The sequence below is a fragment of the Candidatus Pelagibacter sp. Uisw_090 genome, from assembly GCF_047717845.1.
Classification (GTDB): Bacteria; Pseudomonadota; Alphaproteobacteria; order Pelagibacterales; family Pelagibacteraceae; genus Pelagibacter.
The window spans coordinates 1,048,958-1,069,569 of record NZ_CP159810.1; the positions used below are offsets into that span (position 1 = coordinate 1,048,958).

25 protein-coding genes, 1 tRNA gene and 1 pseudogene are annotated in these 20,612 nt (G+C 29.1%); 16 read left to right on the forward strand and 11 right to left on the reverse strand.

The features are described 5' to 3' along the window. Positions 1-18 precede the first annotated feature (18 nt). Together pth and ychF are read left to right on the forward strand one after the other, a co-directional pair. The gene (gene pth, locus ABXT58_RS05730) at positions 19-579 is read left to right on the forward strand and encodes an aminoacyl-tRNA hydrolase (RefSeq protein WP_415303711.1); all 561 of its coding nucleotides are present in this window, start codon (positions 19-21) and stop codon (positions 577-579) included. After that, entirely contained in the window at positions 579-1,652 is a 1,074-nt protein-coding gene (gene ychF, locus ABXT58_RS05735) for a redox-regulated ATPase YchF (RefSeq protein ID WP_415278024.1), read from the forward strand. The genes pth and ychF overlap by 1 nt, the downstream gene beginning before the upstream one ends. Here the strand turns inward: ychF and ABXT58_RS05740 are convergent. Genes ABXT58_RS05740 through petA form a run of 3 tightly spaced genes read right to left on the reverse strand, consistent with a single transcriptional unit; the run spans position 1,629 to position 4,191 of the window. After that, a complete protein-coding gene (locus ABXT58_RS05740; protein WP_415303712.1) occupies positions 1,629-2,408 on the reverse strand; it encodes a cytochrome c1 in 780 nt (259 codons plus the stop codon). The genes ychF and ABXT58_RS05740 overlap by 24 nt on opposite strands. A 4-nt stretch (positions 2,409-2,412) precedes the next feature. After that, the gene (locus tag ABXT58_RS05745; RefSeq protein WP_415303713.1) at positions 2,413-3,672 is read right to left on the reverse strand and encodes a cytochrome b; all 1,260 of its coding nucleotides are present in this window, start codon (positions 3,670-3,672) and stop codon (positions 2,413-2,415) included. Positions 3,673-3,681: 9 nt separating this feature from the next. Then, on the reverse strand, positions 3,682-4,191 hold the full coding sequence (gene petA, locus ABXT58_RS05750) for a ubiquinol-cytochrome c reductase iron-sulfur subunit (RefSeq protein ID WP_415303714.1): 510 nt from the start codon (positions 4,189-4,191) through the stop codon (positions 3,682-3,684). Between the two features lie 86 nt (positions 4,192-4,277). Between petA and ABXT58_RS05755 the strand changes: the two genes are divergently transcribed. The 3 genes from ABXT58_RS05755 to greA are packed head-to-tail and all read left to right on the forward strand — an operon-like array spanning position 4,278 to position 6,044. After that, the gene (locus ABXT58_RS05755) at positions 4,278-4,739 is read left to right on the forward strand and encodes a tRNA (cytidine(34)-2'-O)-methyltransferase (protein ID WP_415303715.1); all 462 of its coding nucleotides are present in this window, start codon (positions 4,278-4,280) and stop codon (positions 4,737-4,739) included. Next, positions 4,739-5,566 carry an oxygen-dependent coproporphyrinogen oxidase gene (gene hemF, locus ABXT58_RS05760; protein ID WP_415303716.1) on the forward strand — a complete coding sequence of 276 codons (828 nt, stop codon included), beginning with the start codon at positions 4,739-4,741 and terminating at the stop codon, positions 5,564-5,566. Before ABXT58_RS05755 ends, hemF begins: the two co-directional genes overlap by 1 nt. Position 5,567: 1 nt before the next feature. Next, positions 5,568-6,044, forward strand: coding sequence for a transcription elongation factor GreA (gene greA / locus ABXT58_RS05765; RefSeq protein WP_415303717.1), 477 nt, complete (start codon positions 5,568-5,570; stop codon positions 6,042-6,044). Here the strand turns inward: greA and ABXT58_RS05770 are convergent. The 6 genes and pseudogenes from ABXT58_RS05770 to ABXT58_RS05795 all read right to left on the reverse strand — a co-directional run bounded on the left by ABXT58_RS05770 (position 6,041) and on the right by ABXT58_RS05795 (position 9,891). Beyond that, on the reverse strand, positions 6,041-6,439 hold the full coding sequence (locus ABXT58_RS05770; RefSeq protein WP_415303718.1) for a hypothetical protein: 399 nt from the start codon (positions 6,437-6,439) through the stop codon (positions 6,041-6,043). The genes greA and ABXT58_RS05770 overlap by 4 nt on opposite strands. A gap of 162 nt (positions 6,440-6,601) precedes the next feature. Then, positions 6,602-6,664: pseudogene (locus ABXT58_RS05775) on the reverse strand (hypothetical protein); the annotation flags it as partial. Next, positions 6,654-7,316 (reverse strand): hypothetical protein, encoded by a 663-nt coding sequence (locus tag ABXT58_RS05780; RefSeq protein ID WP_415303719.1) that lies wholly within the window; start codon positions 7,314-7,316, stop codon positions 6,654-6,656. The gene ABXT58_RS05780 and the pseudogene ABXT58_RS05775, both read right to left, overlap by 11 nt. A gap of 3 nt (positions 7,317-7,319) precedes the next feature. Continuing rightward, a tRNA-Gln gene (locus ABXT58_RS05785) sits at positions 7,320-7,393 on the reverse strand. Positions 7,394-7,425: 32 nt separating this feature from the next. After that, complete coding sequence (locus ABXT58_RS05790) at positions 7,426-8,271, reverse strand: 4-(cytidine 5'-diphospho)-2-C-methyl-D-erythritol kinase (protein WP_415303720.1); 846 nt, start codon at positions 8,269-8,271, stop codon at positions 7,426-7,428. 3 nt (positions 8,272-8,274) lie between these two features. Then, entirely contained in the window at positions 8,275-9,891 is a 1,617-nt protein-coding gene (locus ABXT58_RS05795; protein ID WP_415303721.1) for a hypothetical protein, read from the reverse strand. Between the two features lie 80 nt (positions 9,892-9,971). Here ABXT58_RS05795 and ABXT58_RS05800 point away from each other — a divergent pair, with 80 nt between their 5' ends. The 3 genes from ABXT58_RS05800 to ABXT58_RS05810 all read left to right on the forward strand — a co-directional run bounded on the left by ABXT58_RS05800 (position 9,972) and on the right by ABXT58_RS05810 (position 12,455). Continuing rightward, positions 9,972-10,703 carry a uracil-DNA glycosylase gene (locus ABXT58_RS05800; protein ID WP_415303722.1) on the forward strand — a complete coding sequence of 244 codons (732 nt, stop codon included), beginning with the start codon at positions 9,972-9,974 and terminating at the stop codon, positions 10,701-10,703. Then, on the forward strand, positions 10,703-11,263 hold the full coding sequence (locus tag ABXT58_RS05805) for a ribonuclease HII (protein ID WP_415303723.1): 561 nt from the start codon (positions 10,703-10,705) through the stop codon (positions 11,261-11,263). Before ABXT58_RS05800 ends, ABXT58_RS05805 begins: the two co-directional genes overlap by 1 nt. A gap of 121 nt (positions 11,264-11,384) precedes the next feature. Further along, positions 11,385-12,455 carry a site-specific DNA-methyltransferase gene (locus tag ABXT58_RS05810; RefSeq protein WP_415303724.1) on the forward strand — a complete coding sequence of 357 codons (1,071 nt, stop codon included), beginning with the start codon at positions 11,385-11,387 and terminating at the stop codon, positions 12,453-12,455. Here ABXT58_RS05810 and ABXT58_RS05815 read toward each other — a convergent pair. After that, positions 12,452-13,603 carry an FAD-dependent monooxygenase gene (locus tag ABXT58_RS05815; RefSeq protein WP_415303725.1) on the reverse strand — a complete coding sequence of 384 codons (1,152 nt, stop codon included), beginning with the start codon at positions 13,601-13,603 and terminating at the stop codon, positions 12,452-12,454. The genes ABXT58_RS05810 and ABXT58_RS05815 overlap by 4 nt on opposite strands. Further along, a complete protein-coding gene (locus ABXT58_RS05820) occupies positions 13,600-14,583 on the reverse strand; it encodes an A/G-specific adenine glycosylase (RefSeq protein WP_415303726.1) in 984 nt (327 codons plus the stop codon). The genes ABXT58_RS05815 and ABXT58_RS05820 overlap by 4 nt, the downstream gene beginning before the upstream one ends. On the opposite strand from ABXT58_RS05820, the gene ABXT58_RS05825 reads away from it, so the two are divergent. Genes ABXT58_RS05825 through ABXT58_RS05860 form a run of 8 tightly spaced genes read left to right on the forward strand, consistent with a single transcriptional unit; the run spans position 14,584 to position 20,600 of the window. Next, positions 14,584-15,072, forward strand: a complete 489-nt coding sequence (locus ABXT58_RS05825) for a DUF721 domain-containing protein (protein WP_415303727.1) — start codon at positions 14,584-14,586, stop codon at positions 15,070-15,072. It abuts the gene before it with no gap. Beyond that, positions 15,069-15,659 (forward strand): DsbA family protein, encoded by a 591-nt coding sequence (locus ABXT58_RS05830; protein ID WP_415303728.1) that lies wholly within the window; start codon positions 15,069-15,071, stop codon positions 15,657-15,659. Before ABXT58_RS05825 ends, ABXT58_RS05830 begins: the two co-directional genes overlap by 4 nt. Positions 15,660-15,667: 8 nt before the next feature. Beyond that, entirely contained in the window at positions 15,668-18,241 is a 2,574-nt protein-coding gene (locus ABXT58_RS05835; RefSeq protein ID WP_415303729.1) for a chromosome segregation SMC family protein, read from the forward strand. A 7-nt stretch (positions 18,242-18,248) separates the two neighbouring features. Next, complete coding sequence (locus ABXT58_RS05840) at positions 18,249-18,524, forward strand: AtpZ/AtpI family protein (protein WP_415303730.1); 276 nt, start codon at positions 18,249-18,251, stop codon at positions 18,522-18,524. A gap of 12 nt (positions 18,525-18,536) precedes the next feature. Beyond that, a complete protein-coding gene (locus ABXT58_RS05845; protein ID WP_415303731.1) occupies positions 18,537-19,271 on the forward strand; it encodes a F0F1 ATP synthase subunit A in 735 nt (244 codons plus the stop codon). Positions 19,272-19,289: 18 nt separating this feature from the next. Next, a complete protein-coding gene (locus ABXT58_RS05850) occupies positions 19,290-19,517 on the forward strand; it encodes a F0F1 ATP synthase subunit C (RefSeq protein ID WP_006997791.1) in 228 nt (75 codons plus the stop codon). Positions 19,518-19,522: 5 nt separating this feature from the next. Next, positions 19,523-20,113 carry a F0F1 ATP synthase subunit B gene (locus tag ABXT58_RS05855; RefSeq protein WP_415303732.1) on the forward strand — a complete coding sequence of 197 codons (591 nt, stop codon included), beginning with the start codon at positions 19,523-19,525 and terminating at the stop codon, positions 20,111-20,113. After that, positions 20,103-20,600 carry an ATPase gene (locus ABXT58_RS05860; RefSeq protein WP_415303733.1) on the forward strand — a complete coding sequence of 166 codons (498 nt, stop codon included), beginning with the start codon at positions 20,103-20,105 and terminating at the stop codon, positions 20,598-20,600. The genes ABXT58_RS05855 and ABXT58_RS05860 overlap by 11 nt, the downstream gene beginning before the upstream one ends. Positions 20,601-20,612 lie beyond the last annotated feature (12 nt).

Sequence of the window (20,612 nt, forward strand, 5' to 3'; positions counted from 1 at the left end):
ATACGATCTTAAAAAATTATGCTTCTATTTGTAGGTTTAGGAAACCCCACACCCAATAGTGAAAATAATAGACACAATATTGGCTTTAAGTTAATTGATGCTCTTAATCAAAAATTTGGCCTGTCTAAACAGAAGCCAAAATTTAAAGGCCTATTAACTACTGGAAATATTGAAGATAAAAAAGTTTATGCAATAAAGCCTCTGACTTTTATGAATAATTCTGGAATTTGCATAAGAGAATTAATTGAATACTTTAAAATTGATGCAGAAGATGTCATCGTATTTCATGATGATCTTGATATTGAATTTGGTAAAGTAAAAGCAAAATTTGCAGGATCTAGTGCAGGACATAATGGAATTGAATCTATAGATAAATTTATAGGAAAAGACTACTCAAGAGTAAGAATTGGAATTGGAAGACCAAAAACCAAAGCTGACGTTTCAGATCATGTGTTAAAAGATTTTGACGAAGATGAAATGTTACAATTAGAAAAAATTACAAATAATATTATTGATTCAATGCCTATATTAATTGATAAAAAATTAGATTTATTTGCAAGCACAGTAAATAATAAATAATGAGTTTTAAGTGTGGAATTGTTGGGTTGCCTAATGTTGGTAAATCTACTTTATTTAACGCGCTAACAAATTCTAGCAAAGCACAGGCTGCTAACTTTCCTTTTTGTACTATTGAGCCAAATGTTGGTGTTGTTCCTGTACCAGATGAAAGACTAGATAAATTGGTAGAAATATCAAAATCAAAAAAAAAAATTAATACCACTATTGAGTTTGTGGATATAGCAGGACTAGTAGAGGGCGCCTCTAAAGGTGAAGGCTTAGGGAATAAATTCTTATCCCATATAAGAGAAGTCGATGCAGTCATTCATATGATCAGATGTTTTGACTCTGATGATATTCAAAATGTGAACCCAACTGTTGATCCAATCAGAGATTTAGAAATTATTGAAACAGAAATGATGTTGGCAGACCTTGAATCAATACAAAAAAGATTGGAAAAAAATAATAAGAAAAATGTAGATGAGGAACAATTAAAGATATTAGAAATTGCTTCTGACTGCATAAATAATTCTAAAGATATTCAAATACTTTATGAACAATTTGACAAAAAATTAATAAACCAAAGTGGTTTATTGTCTTTAAAGCCTAAAATTTTTGTATGTAACGTTGATGAAGCAAGTGTTCAAAATGGAAATAAATATACACAAGCTTTTATTGATAAATTTGGTGAAAAAAATACCTTAATAGTTTCAGCCGATATTGAGAACCAAATAAATCAATTAGAAAATGAAGAAAAAGAAAATTATATGGAGATGATTGGATTAAAAAGAACTGGTTTAAATATGTTGATTCAAAAGGGTTATAATATTTTAGAGTTAGACACTTACTTTACATCCGGACCTGAAGAAACTAGAGCCTGGACTATCCAAAAAAATTGTACTGCACCAAAAGCGGCTGGTGAAATACATACTGATTTTGAAAAAGGCTTTATTAGAGCTGAAACAATTGCATACGAAGATTTCATAGCAAATCAAGGTTGGGTAAATTCCAAGACTAATGGAAAAATGAGACTTGAAGGAAAAGATTATATTGTTAAAGATGGTGATATATTAAACTTCAGATTCAATACGTGACCAAATTTTCTTCATACTAAAGTAAACCAGAATAGTTAAAATAATTAAATATAAAATAGCCTTAAAGCCCATTTTATGTCTTGCTTCTAAATGTGGTTCTGCAGCCCACATTAAGAATGTTGTAACATCTTTTGCCATTTGTTCTTCTGTAGCTTTTGTACCATCACTATATTCAACTGCATCATTCATTAAAGGTTGTGACATCTTAATTTTATTACCATACATATATTTATTATAGTAAACCCCATCATCAAGCGTTGCGTCACTGGGTGGATCTTCATAACCTAAAAGTACTGAATAAATATAATCAACTCCACCACTTCGAGCTTTTGCTAATACTGACATATCAGGTGGATAAGCTCCTCCATTTGCTGCTTGAGCTGCTTTAACATTTTCAAAGGGCATGACAAATTTATCAGATAACTTAGCGGGCCTTACAAACATTTCTCCATCATTATTTGGTCCATCTGTAACTTCAAAACTTGCAGCTATAGCTTTTGCTTGTTCTTCAGTAAATTCTGGTCCGCCTGGTTCAAATAGGTTTCTATAACTTACATATTTCATTGAATGACAGCCAGCACAAACTTCTGAATAAACCTGGTAGCCTCTTTGCAAGGCCCCCCTATCAAATTTTCCAAATAATCCCTTAAAACTCCAATCTGTTTTTAAAAGATCAACTTTTTCTGCAGAATTAACTGTAAAAGTTCCTGCTAATAAAAAAATAATCGAATAACTAATTTTTAAAATATTTTTCACTTAATTAATTTAAACTTTCTTTTTTTTTAACAGCTGATGCCATTGGCATTCCTCCAAGTACTGGTTCTGTAATACTTAAAGGTAGAGGTATAGTTTTTTCTTTAAATCCTAATACCGGTAAGATTATTAAAAAATGAATAAAGTAGTAAGCTGTGGCAATTCTAGCAATCAGTAAATACAAACCTTCAGCTGGCATTGCACCCACATAACCTAGAATTAATACATCCACTACTAGTATCCAATAAAACTGTTTGTAAAGAGGTCTAAATACAGCTGACCTAATTTTTGAAGTATCTAACCACGGCAGTGCTGCTAAAATTAAAATTGCTGACAGCATTGCAACTACTCCCATTAATTTATCAGGAACTGACCTTAAGATTGCATAAAAAGGCAATAGATACCACTCTGGAACAATATGAGCAGGTGTTACCATTGGGTTTGCTTCAATATAATTATCTGCATGACCCAATATATTTGGCGAATAAAATACAAAAAAAGCAAAGACAATCACAAACATTAATAATGCAAAAGCATCTTTGATAACTATATATGGATGAAATGGTACTGTGTCCTTAGAGGGTTTTTTAACATCAATCCCTACTGGATTGTTGTTTCCAGGAACGTGTAACGCCCAAATATGAAGAACTACTAAACCTAAAATTAAAAATGGTATTAAATAATGAAGTGTAAAAAACCTTGTCAAAGTTGGATTGTCTACGGAATATCCTCCCCACAACCACTCAACTATTCCAACACCAACTAAAGGTATGGCGCTGAAAAGATTTGTAATAACTGTTGCGCCCCAGAAACTCATCTGTCCCCATGGAAGAACATAACCCATAAATGCAGCTGCCATCATTAAAAGGTAAATTATTATCCCAATAATCCAAATAATTTCTCTCGGAGATTTATAAGATCCATAAAATAAAGATCTAAATATATGAATATAGACTGCTAAGAAAAACATTGAAGCACCGTTTGCGTGAATATATCTTATTAACCAACCATAGTTTACATCTCTCATGATATGCTCAACACTTTCAAAGGCTAAATCAGCGTGAGCTATGTAGTGCATTGCCAGCGTTAAGCCAGTCACGATTTGTGTTATTAAGCAAAAAGTTAAAATCCCACCAAATGTCCACCAGTAATTTAAATTTTTTGGTGTTGGATAATCAGTTAAATGACTAGCAAGTGTTAAAAGTGGAAGCCTATCATTAAACCATTTTCCAAATTTTGAACTGGGGACGTACTCGTGATCACTCATAATTATTTACTATCCGATTTTAATTGTGTTGCTATTAACAAATTCATATTTTGGAACTTCCATGTTTGTGGGTGCAGGACCTTTTCTAATTCTTCCCGATGTATCATAGTGTGAGCCATGGCAAGGACAGAACCAACCATTGTAATCTCCTTTATCATTTAAAGGCACACATCCTAAGTGAGTACAAACACCAACCATCACAAGCCACTCTGGATTTTTTGCTCTATCTTCATCTTTCTCTGGGTCTTTTAAATCTTCCATCTTAACGGCTTTTGCTTCTGCTATTTCTTCAGATGTTCTTCTTTTAATAAAAACTGGTTTTCCTCTCCAAAGGACTGTGATTGTCTTTCCAGGTTGAACTGAACTAACATCAACTTCTGTGCTGGCCAATGCCTTTACTGAAGCATCTGGGTTCATTTGGTCAATTAAAGGCCAAACAACCGCTCCTACCCCAACAGCACCAACAGCATACGAGGCTGTAAATAAAAATTCTCTTCTTTCAGGTTTTTTTTCAGACATCTTTTATTTTTTGTATATTGTTATCTAATATATGATTTCATATAAGAAAAAAGTTTTTTTTCTACTGAAACAATGACACACAAACTATGACTTTAAGACCTAAAATAGCCTTGTATGAGCCAGATATTCCCCAAAATACAGCTGCAATTATTAGAACCTGTGCGTGTCTTGGTGCTGACTTAGAAATTATTGAGCCATGTGGATTTTTATTTAGTGATAAAAGATTTAAAAGAGTTGTTATGGACTATATGGATGAAAAACTAATAAAATTTTATCAAAACTCAAAGGAATTTTTTAAGTCAAAAGAAGGTCAAAGGATAATATTATTAACAACAAAATCGGCTGAATCTTATGCAAAATTTAAGTTTGAAAGTAATGATACACTGTTATTTGGAAGAGAAAGCGCTGGGGTACCTGAGAATGTTCATAATTCGATTAAATACAAATTGAAAATACCTATGATGACTAATAAAAGATCTTTAAACATAGCTTCTTCAGTTGCTATAATTCTATCTGAAAATTTAAGACAAACTAACTTCACAAAATAATGGATAAAGAAATTAAAAAAAAACTTGCTTCTAATTGGTTCAAATTATTACAAAATGTTATTTGTGATGACATTGAAAAAATAGAAAATAAAAAAATAAAATTTAAATCTAAAACATGGAATAGAAGTAAATTTAAAGATGAGGGTGGTGGTGAATTTAGAATTTTAAAGAATGGAAAAGTTTTTGAAAAAGTAGGTGTAAATTTTTCTGAAGTATATGGAAAATTCTCTAAAGAAATGTTGGGAAAAATTCCAGGAGCAAATAAAAGTCCAGATTTTTGGGCCTCGGGAATTTCTGTTGTGATGCATATGAACAATCCTTACGTTCCTGCAATCCATTTTAATACAAGATTTATCTACACAACACATGGTTGGTTTGGTGGTGGGATGGACGTAACACCATGCATCGTAGACAATAAAGAAAAGACTTTAGTTCATAAAGAATTAAAAAAAATGTGCGATCGTCACAATAAAAAATATTATAAAAAATATAAAAAATGGTGTGATGAATATTTTTATCTTCCCCACCGAAAAGAAACCAGGGGTATTGGTGGTATTTTTTTTGATTATAAAAAAAATAGTTGGGAAAAAGATTTCAAATTCATATCTGATTTAGGAGTTACTTTTCAAACGTTGTTTAATTTAATAATAAAATCGAAGTACAAAAAAAAATGGACTGTAAAAGAAAAAGAATTACAGTATATTAAAAGAGGAAGATATGCTGAATTTAATTTACTCTATGATAGAGGAACAAAATTTGGACTACAAACCGGAGGTAATGTCGAGGGTATTTTAATGTCTTTACCGCCAATAGCAAAATGGAATTAAAATGGAAAAAGAACCAATAACAACTGCTGGACTTGAGGTTTTAAAAGAAGAGCTAATTTTTTTAAAAGAAAAAAAACGCCCAAAAATAGTTGCTGCTATTTCTGAAGCAAGATCTCATGGTGATTTAAAAGAAAATGCTGAATATCACGCTGCTAAAGAAGAGCAATCACATAACGAGGGAAGAATAGCTCAAATTAATGACATTATCGCTAGAGCAAATGTAATAGATGTTACAAAAATGAGTAATGATGGAAAAGTTATTTTTGGCTCAACAATAGATTTAGAAAATCTTGATACTAAAGAAAAGATTACCTATAAAATTGTAGGAAGAGATGAGGCAGATTTACAAAAGAAATTAATATTTTTTCAATCACCGATAGGCAAAGGATTAATAGGGAAAAATAAAGATGATTTAGTTGAAATAAAAACTCCCGCTGGTGTAAAGAATTTTGAAATAAAAGACGTTAAATACGTTTAATTACTTACTATTTTTTGAATTTCTTTTTCTGAAATATTGAAATTATTATTAGCCCAAGCTTCCTCAATTGCTTTTAGTTTTTTTCCCAATTCTTTTCCTTCTGAAACTTGATATTTTTCTATCAACATATTTGCTTTAAAAGGCATTATTGGAATTTCTTTTTCTTTGAAAACTTTAATCAATTTTATTAATTTATTGTCTTCCTTACGTGATTTAAAAATTTTAAAATAAATAATATCCATTAATGCTTCTTTTCCATTAAAATAAAAAATTTTATTTAAATTTTTTTCTAAAAAAGTTTTGTTATTAAATTTTTCTGAATAAAACTTATTTATAAATAAAAGTCTTTTTTTATCTTTTTTAGATAAATTAAATTTATATATAAAATAATCCACATTATCAGTCCCATCAATAACTAATAATGATAATAAGAAGATGAAATCTACTCTAGAGAAACTCTTCTTAGCAAAGCTATTTAATTTATTGAATATGTAAATGTTTTTGAGTTGAGGATAGATAAGATTTATAATTTCTAAAGAATCTTGATCTTTAATTAATTTTGAAAAACCTTCAGATTTTAATAGTTTTTGAAATTCATCTAATAATCTTTCAGAAGAAATTGACGAAACACCACTTAGATTTTTTTTTTATTATGTTAATAATTTTAGGGTTGTGTTTATCTTTGGAGTAATTGAGAAAGAATCTAATATATCTTAATACTCTAAGGTAGTCTTCCTTAATCCTTGCCTCTATATCTCCAATAAAGTTAACTTTTCCATTTTCTAGATCTTTTTTGCCTTCAAAAGGATCAAATAGACTGCCCTCAATATCTGCATAAATAGAATTTATAGTAAAATCTCTTCTAGAGGCATCTTCTTTCCAATTATCTGAAAACTCAACTTTTGCATGTCTTCCATCAGTATCAACATCTTTTCGTAACGATGTTATTTCAAACTTAATGTTATTTATTAACGCTGTAATTGTTCCGTGCTCTATTCCACTTTCATAATATTTAATATTTTTTTTACTAAGCGCATTACAAACATCTTTTGGTTTTAAATTTACAGCCAAATCTATATCGTCAACTTTTTCTTTATTAATAATTTTTCTAACACACCCACCAACATATCTAATTTCACTATTTTTAGAAAAAGAATGAATGGCACTGAATATTTGCTCTACTTCAGTATTGTTTTTAATATCCTTAAATCCTAAATTTATATAATTAAGATTTTTGGATCTGAAAAAAATTTTATCTAATAAGTTATTCATATATGGCTGGCCCACAAGGATTCGAACCTCGGATCTCTGTACCAAAAACAGATGTGATACCACTTCACCATGGGCCAATATTAATTTCATATATCATAAAAAAAAAAAATTATATAGTTTTTGATGCAATACACCAATGACTACTGAATTTCCTTTTAAATTGACTATATGCATTACCACACGACCTCTTAGAATCAAAATAGGCTACGATTGACGAGCCAGATCCCGACATTCTAACAAACATATTGTTGTGTGTGTTTGATAAGAATAATTTAATTTTTTTAAGTTTTGGGTATTTTTTAAAGGCTATTTTTTCGAGATCATTATTCAAAGTTTTAAGATATTTCACCTCAAACATTTTTAACTTGGGAAAGCTAAATTGAGGATTGGAGAATGATTTTACTTTTGAGTAAATGTATTTAGTTGAACAGCCAAAACTGGGTTTTACAACTAATGTATGAAGTCTGATATCTTTATTATATTTCTTTAATTTTCCATTATGTGACAGAATTGCAATAGTTGGTTTTATTCCTAAAATAACGTCGGAACTAATCTGGCTTGTTAGCTTTATTAATTCATTTTTTTTTATCTTTAATATTTTTTGATTAATAAAAAAATTAATTAAACTAGCAGCATTCATTGAGCCACCACCCATTCCAGCTTCTTGAGGTATATTTTTAATAACTTTAATCTCAAATTTTTGACTATTAAGTAAATTTTTTTTATCTAACAATTTCAGTAAATTTGCAACTGTATTTATTTTACCAATATTTTTAGAAAACTTTCCTTTAAAAATTATTTTATGATTTTCTTTTTTAATTTTTTTTAAGTGAATTAAATCATATAAATCTATAAAGGAAATCAAAGTTTCAATTTTATGTAGTTTTGTTTTTTTGCCAGTTACATTTAGTGCAAGATTTATCTTAGCGTAAGATTTGATCTTAAAACTATTCATATATTAAGAATTACTTAAACCTTCGATCAATTTTCCTTTAATGATTTTTTTCATTTTATCTTCTGTCTCTTCTAAATTTAAAACATTTTTCCAAAAATATCTTGCCTGGATTTTTCTATCTAACTTCCAAAGAATATCGCCATAATGATCATTTACAATTGGATCTTCTGGCATTAATTCAACTGCTCTCTTTAGAAAGTTTTCTGCCTTTTCATAATCATTAATTAAATAGTAAGCCCAACCTATTGAATCAATTATATAAGGGTCGTTGCTTCTTTTAGCGTAAGCCTTTTCGAGCATTTGAAGAGAGAGATCTATTTTATATTCTCGTTCTAACCAAGAATAAGCTAAGTAATTTAACACATATGCATCGTCTGGATTAACTTCTAGAGATTTTAATAAGTCCTTATCTGAACTAACATAATCAGCTAATCTCTCATAACTGCCTCCTCTTCTATATAAAATTTCTGCATATAGTTGTGAGTTAATGTCAATTTTTGAAATAATTTGATCATAATATCTTATAGCCTCTTTATATTTTTTTGCATTTTTATTAAAATTTGCAATATCAAAAATTATTTTTATTGAGGGGTTTTTAATTTTTTTAAAATTTAAGTTAATAAAATCTAAAGATTTATCTTTATTTTTTAATTTAGAAATTATTTGTGCTTCTTTTTTTAATTTAAACCAATAATAAAACTCATCTTTTTTATTAAAAGATTCTAAAATTTTTAAAGTTTTTGCATAGTCTTTATTAAGATAATGATTTTCCACTAATAATGATAAATTAAATTTAAACTTAGGATTTAAGTAATGAGATATATTTAAATAAAAATTAGAATTTTCATAGTCATTTTGGGACGAGTAAAGGTTGGATACTAAGAAAAAAAACTCACTAATTATATCTGTGGTGTTATTACATGAAAATATTTTTTTAAATTCTTCTAGCATTTGATCTTCAATCCACTTTTTTCCCTGTGAAATAAGTAAAGGTGAATTCAAATAATCTATATTAGCAGTAATATTTTTTGCCTCTTCATATCCATCATTTTCAATCAAATAATTTAAGTAAAAATATATATATCTTGTGTAGTCTACACCATCTTTTGAATTAACCAGTTTATCAAAGTAAACCCTGGTATTTTTATCATTCAAATAACATCTTTGAAAAACCTCATTAATGAAGGAAAAATTTCCAAATTTATTTTTTATTTTTGAAATTTCATTTTTCTCAAAAACATGCAGATATTGTTTCAATGTTTCTGCTATTATTAGTGAAAGCCTATCATTGTTGATAAAGTTATAAGAACGTTGCAAGTGTTCTTTACTTCTTTTATAATTTTTTCTCTTAAGGCTATCTAAAGCTAGAATTAAATGAGCTTCAAAAAAATTAGAATTACCATCTGTTATATTTTTCTTAATTTCGCTTGTAGCTTGCTGAACTTTACCCTCAAGCACAAGCGTGTATACATAATTTTCAAGATAAGACTCATGCTGTTTAATTAAAGCCCTTGATTTTTTAAAAAATTTTAAAGCTTGAGAGTTATCATTGTTCTCATAAGCGACGATACCAGAAAAATAATTGGACAAATGGTGTGAATTAAAATCGTTTAAAGTCACACTTTTTGAGTATAATGGGCTTTGAAAAAACAATAATATTAAAGCAAATTTAAAAAACTTTATCAACATTGGGTCATTGTATGTCTAAAAAAGTAATAAATCAAAATACGAATTATGATTCAGAACTACTAAATTCTATTGGATCTAATTTTATTTTTGACGAAAATCCTATCAATAGGTTGAAAAATACTACCAAAGATCAAAAAAAAGAGAATGATGTTAACCAGATTGATAAAGAAAAAGAACTTAATGAATTAAAACTGCAAATAAACTCAATTAATGATTGTAGCTTAAAAGATAATTCAAAAAAAATAGTTTTGGGAGATGGAAATATCAATAGCCCTATAATGTTAGTTGGAGAGGCCCCAGGGATGGAAGAGGATAATCTTGGTTTAACCTTTTTGGGTGACGTTGGAGATCTTTTAAGAAAGATGTTAATGGCAATAAACATTAAAAAAGAAAATATTTATTCTACTTATGCTGTTAATTTTAGACCACCCGAAGACCGAAAGCCTACCTCCACTGAAATTAAAAGATACTCTTATTTTTTGCAAAAACAGATTTCAATTATTAAACCAGAAATAATAATCCTTATGGGTAGTAGTGCTATGGAATCATTAACAGGCTTGAATAGTAAAATTTCTACAGAAAGAGGAAAGTGGAAAGAGGTAATTGTTAAAAACACTACCTACAATGTTATTATTACTTTTAACCCTTCTTACCTTTTAAGAGTCCCTGAAAATAAAAAGCACTCGTGGGAAGACTTAAAAAAAATTAAACAAAAAATTGTTAATTTGAAATTGAACATCTAATGAAAATTTTGGCTGGTGTTGATGAAGTTGGTAGAGGTAGCTTAATCGGTCCAGTTTATGCAGCAGCTGTAATATTAAATAAATCTATTAATAAAAAATTATTAAAAGATTCTAAAAGTTTAACTAAAAATAAAAGAGAGGAACTTGATAGATATATTAAAGAAAATTCTATATGGGCTATAGGGCAAGCATCAACTAAAGAAATTGAAACAATAAATATATTGCATGCAAGTTTACTTGCAATGAAAAGAGCTATACTTAAATTAAATAAAAAACCTTCTCTTATCTTAGTTGATGGCAATAAACTACCCTATCTTAAAAATTATAAACTAGAGTATGTAATTAAAGGGGACCAAAAAATCCCTAGTATTTCTGCTGCATCAATTATTGCAAAAGTCAGTAGAGATAGATTTATTACAAAACTTTCAAAACAATTTAATAAATATGGATGGGATACAAATTCAGGCTACGGAACCAAGGAACACTTAAGAGCAATTAATAAGTTCGGTATTACTAAGTATCATCGTAAAACCTTCTCGCCTATTTGTGATATTTTATAGGCCTCACTTGTAACAACACAATATCTAGTTATTAAAAAAACTATAAACACAAATCGAATCCATTTAATTCAATCACAGGTTGACCATAGAATCCGTTTGGAGTCTAATCATTTTATATAAAATGGAAAACAATTTTAAAAATAAAATTATTAATGGTGATAGTCTTGAAGAATTAAAAAAAATTCCAAGTGAAACTTTTGACCTTGTTTTTGCTGATCCACCATACAATTTACAATTAAAGAATTCTCTTACCAGGCCAGACAGGACTAAAGTGAGTGCAGTAAACGATAAATGGGACCAGTTTGAAAGCTTTAAAAAATATGATGAGTTTACAATTGCTTGGCTTTCAGAGTGTAAAAGAATTTTAAAAAAAGATGGAGCTATTTGGGTTATAGGAAGTTATCACAATATTTTTCGAGTAGGAACGGCAATACAAAACCTAGGATTCTGGATTTTAAACGATGTTATCTGGAACAAAAATAATCCAATGCCTAATTTTAGAGGAACAAGATTTACCAATGCTCATGAAACTTTAATTTGGGCATCTAAAAGTGAGAAGTCAAAATATACTTTTAATTACCAATCTTTAAAATGTTTAAATGACGATCTTCAAATGAGATCTGATTGGAATTTACCTATTTGTAATGGTGCAGAAAGACTTAAAAAAAACGGGAAAAAAGTCCATTCTACTCAAAAACCTGAATCTTTACTACACAGAGTTTTATTATCATCTTCAAACAAAGGTGACTTGATTCTAGATCCATTTTTAGGATCAGGGACTACAGCAACAGTTGCCAAGAAATTAGGTAGAAACTACTATGGTATAGAGAAAGAAAAAGATTATTTTAAAGCTGCTGTAGAAAGATTAAAAAGTACAAAACCTATAGAAGATAATTTTTTAGACACTCTTAAAAATAATAGATCTAAACCCAGGATACCTTTTGGATCATTAGTTGAGCTTGGGATAATAAAACCTGGAACAAGTATATTTGATCAAAAGAAAAAGATTGTTGCTAAAATTATGGCCGATGGAAGTATTAAACATAATCAGGCTGAAGGATCGATTCATAAAGTTGCTGCAACAATACTTGGTTCCGAAAGCTGCAATGGTTGGACTTATTGGCATTGTACTGTGAACGGAGTTTCTGTTCCTATCGATAATTTAAGACAAAGATTAATTGCTAAAAATTAATTTTTATAGATTGTACCTAAATAATTATTAATAAAATTTTTATTTTTTACTAAATATTTCATTAAAATATTTCTAATCCAAATTGTTAATGGGTGAGATAGATGAAAAGCAAAATAATTAAATTTTGATTTCCAATCAATCATTCTTGTTCTTTTAATTCTCTCGAAGTTAAATTGATTGTTTTCATTTTCTAAATTTTTATATAGTTCATGGGCAACTTCTATTGATTGCGATGCACCTTGTGCAAAAGTTGGTGGGTAGGAAAAAAAAGCATCTCCAATAAGAAATGTGTTCTTATTTGTGGGTTGATGCACCTTGGTACTAACAAATATTGGAAAGCATCTAATATTTTTTAAATTTTTAATGATATCTGGATCTACTTGTTCTGATATTTCTGATAAAATGGACGAAATAAAACCTTTATCCTCAAACAAAGAGTAGTCTGAGAACTCTTTAGAACTAAGCTTTTTTCTTAAAATACTGATAAAATTAAACTCATCTGTGTTATCAACTGGGTATGACACTGAGTGCAAGTTAGAACCCAATGATATGGATATATTACTTGAGTCAATTCCTTGAAGATCATTTTTATCTATTGTTGCTCTTAAGGCAACAGAGTTAAAATACCTTGGTTTAATTTCTTTTTCAGCAATTAATGATTTTGTTTTTGAAAAAACACCATCAGATATAATTAAATAATCACATTTTATTGACTCGTTATTTTCAAATTTTACCTCAATATTTTCAGTCTCATAGTCAATTTGCGTAACTTTCTTGTTATAGTTTATTAAGCTATTCGGTAATCGATCTTTTAAAAAATTAATTAAAACAAACCTTTGAAGTGTAGTGTATTTAGCTTCACTGATGTTAAAAACTGATATATCTAAATCGCATATCTTCTTTTTATTTTTTAAAGAATAGAAGTCTACTTTATTAGGATGAAATTTATTTTCTAAATTAATGTTCTGAAACCCTATTTTACTTAATAGCTTAATACTATTAACAGAAAGTTGAATACCATAGCCCTTCTCTATGTTAACAGTGTTATTTTTTTCATACACTGTGATTTCATAATTTGAATTTTGTCTCAGAAGGTTTGCAATATATAATCCTGATATTCCACCACCTATTATTGCTATTTTTTTCATTGATTTTTTTCTAAATAATTAAAAATCTTCTTAGTAAATGTTGGTAAAGTATAGCTGTCAAGCTTAGAGCCATCAATCCAAGAAGAGTTTAAAATTAATCCTTTTATCTTAGTAAATTGTACAATTATATTCATATTTATATTAGAAATTTTAAAGTTTAGATCTTTTTCTAAGTTATTATGTTTGGGTATTTCATCCATAGGAAATATTTTTAAATTTTTTAGAAAATTAAATTTAGTATTTTTAACTAATAAAAATTGGTTATTTTTTTTATAAACTTTTAATAAATAAAATTTATCAATCTTTTTTTTTCTTTCTTTTATTATTTCAAAATCATTAATTTTAAAAGATTTACAATTTTTCGTTAAAGGACATTGACTACATAAAGGATTTTTAGGTCGACAAATGAGAGCTCCTAATTCCATTAAGGCTTGTGCATAGTCGCTTGCCCTAACTGAGGTTCCCAATATTTTTTTTTTACTAATAAGATTTTCTTTCGAAACTTCACTAATTAGCTTTAGGTTTAATAACCTTTTAATTACTCTTTCAATGTTTCCATCTAGTGGAATAAATGGCTTATTAAAACCAATTGCCATTATCGCGTTTGCAGTATACTCCCCTATTCCAGGTAATAACTTTAACTCTTCAATAGTACTGGGTAACCTTCCCTTAAAATTTTTTTTTAATATCAATGCTGTCTTTTTTAAATTTCTTACTCTAGAGTAATAACCTAGCCCCTCCCAATATTTTAAGAGCCTTTCTTCATTAATTCTTGCTAATGAGCTTAGGTTAGGAATGTCCTTTATGAAATTATTAAAATATGGAACTACAGTTACAACCTGTGTTTGTTGCAACATAAATTCGCTCACTAATGTGTAATACTCCCTTTTAACTTGAGAAATTTTTTTTCTCCATGGTAATGATCTTTTATTATTATCGTACCAATAAAGAATTTTTTTTGTTAGTATGGATTTTGTCATATGCAATTTAAAAATAATACTAAGCAGAGGTTTAAAACTATTCAAGGCTTAAGATCTTTTAAGGATACTTTGCCGAAAAATATTAAAAAAATAATCAAAAAAAAAGGTCACATATTCTCTGAAACTCTAAATAATTGGAAATACATCGTTGGAAATGAAATTTTTCAAATATGTTACCCAAAATCATTTAAAAATTCTAATAAGTTTGGCGTTAGCACTCTACATGTAATGGTCAAAAGAGGTCATGAAATAGACTTGGAGTACTCAAAAAAAGAAATAATGGATAAAATGAATAGTTTCTTTGGCTATACAGTTGTTGAGAAATTAAAATTTATAAGTTTTGATGATGCTCAAACTAAATTTAAAAAGATAGATGAAAACGAGAATCATGTGACAAATAATAAATATACAGATAGAATTAATGATATTAAAAATGATAAAATTAAAAATTCATTATTAAAATTAACTAAATTATTTAAACAAAGATGAAAAAGATAGTTTCAATATTATTTATTATACTTGTTGGTTTTGCCACCAACCTACTCGCAGAAGGCAATCAGTCTATCAAAAGAATTTCTGTAGGTGAAAAGAATGCTAAAATCACAATAATTGCCTATGAGTCATTAACATGTGGTCACTGTGCAGACTTTCATAAAAATGTTTATCCAAGCCTTAAAAAAGATTTTATAGAAAAAGGTTTAGTGAGAATTGAATTTAGACACTTTCCTCTAGATATTGCAGCATTGAACGCTTCAAAAATTGGACAATGCAATAATGATGGCAATGCAAATGTGCTAAATATTTTATTTTCAGGCCAAAAAAAATGGGCAAGAGGAAACACGCCAGAAGAAGCTACAAAGTATTTAAAGAAGTTTTTAGAAGATGAAGGTGTAACCTTAAATTTTGAAAAGTGCTTAGCTGATAAAGCTATTGAAGATTATGTTTTAAATGATCGAATCGATGGTGTTAAAAAATTTAAAGTTAATGCTACTCCTACGATAATAATTAATGAGAAAAAGTTTGAAAAAGCCTTAAATTATAAGAATTTAAAAAAATATCTGGAAAAACTGATATAAGTTAATTCATGGAGTTTAAAAAAATCCAACTAAATGGATTTAAATCATTTGCTGAAAAAACAAATTTTTTAATCGAAGATGGACTAACAGGAATAGTTGGGCCTAATGGTTGTGGAAAATCAAACATTGTAGAATCTTTAAGATGGGCCATGGGAGAAACCTCAGCAAAAAGTATGAGAGGCTCTGGAATGGAAGATGTTATTTTTAACGGAACATCAAACAAGGCTTCAAAAAATATAGCAGAAGTTTCAATCGTTGTAGATAACGCAAGTCATGAAGGACCCTTGCAATACAAGGATATGGATCAAATTGAAGTTAGAAGAAAAATTGAAAAAGACAAGGGCTCTAAATTTTACATTAATGATAAAGAAGTTAGGGCTAGAGATGCACAAATGTTTTTTGCAGATTTATCTACCGGTGCTCATTCACCATCAATGATAAGCCAGGGACGTATTGGAGCCTTAGTAACAGCAAAGCCTGCAGACAGAAGGGCCATCTTAGAAGAAGCAGCTAATATTTCAGGATTGCATGTCAGAAGACACGAGGCTGAGCTTAGATTAAACGCTGCAGATGCTAATTTAAAAAGAGCAGACGAATTAAGAAGACAACAAGAAAAACAATTAGCCAATCTTCAAAAACAAGCCGAAGAAGCCACAAAATATAAACTTATATCTGAAGAAATAAAAAGAATTGAAGCAGGCTTATATTATTTGAAATTATTAGATATTGATAATGAAATTAGAATAGAAAATGAAATCAATAATGAGGCAGAGGGAGAAGTAAGCAACTTCAATCAACAAATTGCTCAATTTGAAAACTCAATCAAAACAGAAACAGATAAAGTTTCTCCATTAAGAGAAAAAAATATTGAAAACCTTTCAAGAATTCAACGATTGAATTTAGAGTTACAAAGTTTAGATGAAGAAAATGTAAGAACACAAGATGAGATAGAAAATTTTAAAAAATCACTAAAGACCATTGAGGAAGATATTGATAGAGAAAAAGGGATTGTAATAGATGCAAATTCAAACGAAAAAAGGTTAAAAGAAGAGAAAAGTGAATTAATAGAAGTAGACTCCAAGTATTTTGAAACAGAAAAATTATCAAACGAAGATCTTGAAAAAGCAAAAAATCAACTTAATGAAGAGCAAAAAGCTGTAGACGAAATTATTGAAATATTTGCGAATGGCAACATAAATATCAGCATTGACCCAATTAAAGACGTTATTAATACAATCAAAAAAATCAAAGAATTAATAAATAACAATGAAGCTAACCAAGCTCTTACGTTGCTAGATAGAACTAAAATGGAATTAAATAATTTTTTAAATAATTTAGCCAATGATGAAGGTAAAAGTAAACTAACTGACATCAATGAAAAAAATGACAATATAAAATTACTACAAGAAAAATATGCAGATAGTTTTAGCAAAAACCAATCAATCAAAAAAGAATCTATAAAAAGAAATGAAAGAATTAAAGCTATTGCAACTGAAGTTGAAAGTTGGAAGAATTTATTTTCAAACTCTCAAAAAATGGCAACAGAATTAACTGAACGAAAAAACAAATTATTATCACAATTGAATGAACGAGATCAACAACCTAAAGCTCAAGCAGAAAAAAAAGGTCAAGCTACTGAAGGTTTAAGAATTTCACAAAATGAAAAAATTGAGAATGAAAAGATAATTGAAGAAACGGACAAAAAGATTAACTCTTTAAGACTTGAATTAAATGATGTTCAAGAAATATCTATTCAAATAAGAGAAAGAAAAGCAAGCTCTGGTGCAACCATTGAAGGATTAAAAAAACGTAAAGATGATTTGTTAGAAAGGGTTATTTCTGAACTTAACCTTGAAGAAAATGACATTCTTGAAAACTCTAATTTAAACGGTGTTGAGGAGCTGCCAGACTCGGTTGCTCAAGAAGATGCTTTGGATGAAAAGAAGAGAGAAAGAGAAAAACTTGGGTCAGTTAATTTGAGGGCAGATGAAGAAACTAGTAAATATGAAATTGAAATTAAAAAAATGGAACAGGATAGAGAAGATCTTGTATCTGCAATCATTAAATTAAAAGAAAGTATTAATGAATTAAACCAAAAAGGAAGAGAAAGACTTTTAGAAGCTTTTGAAAAAGTTAACAGAAAGTTTAATGAAGTTTATACAAAATTATTTAATGGAGGAAATGCAAAGTTAGAGTTAGTTGATTCTGATGACCCTCTTGAAGCTGGTTTAGAAATGCTAGTAAGTCCACCAGGAAAAAGACTTCAGTCTATAACTTTATTATCTGGTGGTGAGCAAGCCTTGACTGCTTTGTCTCTTATCTTTGCTGTGTTCCTTACTAACCCATCACCAATCTGTGTGTTAGATGAAGTTGATGCTCCCTTAGATGATGCTAACGTAACAAGATTCTGTGGTCTCCTAGATGACTTAACAAAAATAACTAACACTAAATTTATTATTGTAACTCACCATGCTCTAACAATGTCTAAAATGAATAGACTTTATGGAGTAACTATGCCTGAAAAAGGTATTAGTCAGTTAGTAGCTGTTGATTTACAAAAAGCTGAGAGTATGGTTGCTTAATACATAAATGCCAAAAGACTCTCTTAAAACTCGCCTGGAGATTGCAAAATCTAAAATTGCTAAGAGAAATCTCTATAAAGACAAGGAACCACCCTCCTCTATAGGAACTGCCTTTAAATTAAGCACAGAATTAGTGTCTGCAGTAGCAGTTGGGACAATTATAGGGTTTATTTTAGACACGACCTTTGGTACTAAGCCCTGGTTAATATTAATATTTTTTTTTGTAGGTGTGGTTGCTGGTATAGTAAATGTATTCAGATCTGCAAAAAATATGCAAGAATAGATTTAAAAAATTATGGCAACAAATCCAATGCACCAATTTGAAGTTTATAGAATTGGACCAGAAATAAAATTAGGCGCAATAGATATATCATTTACAAATGCAAGTTTGTTTATGGTTATTAGCTCTTTAGCAATTCTATTAATTTTTAACCTTGGATCAAAAAAAAATTCATTACTACCCAGCAAAGTTCAACTTCTAGCAGAACTAAGCTATAGCTTTGTTTCAAAAATGATTAGCGATACCGCTGGCTCTAAAGCAAAACCCTATTTTGCATTTATCTTTTCTTTATTTATGTTTGTGCTGTTTTGTAACATGTTTGGAATGATCCCTTATGCATTTACAGTAACTAGTCACATTATTGTGACTTTTATTTTAGCTTCATTTATTTTTGTTGGAGTAACAATAATTGGTTTTATGAAACATGGCTTTGGCTATTTAAAATTATTTGTACCAAGTGGAGTACCAGTACTTCTTCTGCCATTAATTGTTGTTATTGAGATTATTTCTTATTTAAGTAGGCCCGTAAGTCTTTCTGTTCGTTTATTTGCTAACATGATGGCTGGTCATACTATGATGAAAGTTTTCGGTGGCTTTGTAATAAGCCTCGGGATAGTTGGTGGATGGCTTCCACTGAGTTTTTCGGTTGCACTAACTGGTTTGGAAATACTGGTTGCTTTTCTTCAAGCATATGTTTTTGCAATCTTAACCTGCATCTATTTAAATGATGCATTAAATTTACACCATTAACTAACATAGGAGGATATAATGGAATTAGAAGCAGCAAAAATGATCGGAGCAGGACTAGCAGCAATAGCTCTAGCCGGTGCCGGTGTTGGAATTGGAATTATTTTTGGTAATTACCTTTCTGGCGCAATGAGAAACCCATCTGCAGCACAAAAACAATTCCCTAATCTTTTATTAGGATTTGCTTTAGCTGAGGCTACTGGTCTATTTGGATTAGTTGTTGCATTAATTATTTTATTTGCATTTTAAATTTAATGATTAAAAAAATATTTTTTCAGTCGATATTTTTAAGCTTCCTATTTTTTATGGAAGCTTTTGCAGCTGAAAGTGGAGGTATGCCTCAATTAAATCCTGAGTTTTGGATTTCTCAAATTTTTTGGTTAACTATAACTTTTGGAATATTATATGTTGTTCTTTCTAAACTTATACTTCCAAAAATTAGTGCAAACCTTGAGATAAGAAAATCACAGATCGTAGAGAATATTGAGGCGGCAGAGAAACAAAGAGAACAGAGTGAACTAAACATAGCAGAATACGAAAATATAGTTCAAAAAAGTAAAAATGAAGCCAAAAATTATTTTAAACAAGCTAGGGAAAAATTAATAAAAGATATTAATCTTAAAAAAGATGCCTTAGACAAAGAGTTGAATTTAGAAATTCGAAAAGCCGAATCTGAAATTCAAGAACTTAAGGATAAAGCTCCTGAAAAAATTAATAAGATAGCTGTAGAAACGTCTGCAGATTTACTACATCAGTTGATAGGTGCAGAGGTTAATAGTAGTAGCATCTCAGCAATTGTTGATGACCTATCAAGAAAAAAGATGGATAAATATTATGGCAATTGATGCAACTTTTTGGGTAGCAATATCATTTATAATTTTTATTGGAGGACTAGTTTATCTAAAAATACCTCAAAAAATTAATGAAGTTTTAAATAAACTTATTTTAGATATTAAAAATGAAATTGATGAGAGTGAAAAATTAAGGTCAGAAGCAAAAATTCTATTGGATAATGCCCAAAGTAAATTAGATACAGCCCAGGCAGATGGTAATGAGATTTTAGAACAGGCAAAAAAAGATAGTGACCATTTGGTTATAGAAATGAATGATAAATTTCATAAATCTTCTGAAATCAAAAAAAACTTAGCTGAAAATAAAATTATACAGATGAAGGATGCGGCACTTAAAGAGATAAAAGATGTGTCAATAAAGATTGCTGTAGAATCTGTTAAAAAGATTATCAATACATCTGTCGATAAATCAAAACTTGACAGTTTGTTTGATAAAAATTTAGAAGAAACAAAAGTCGCATTAAAAAAAATTAACTCATAATTCCCTTACAAT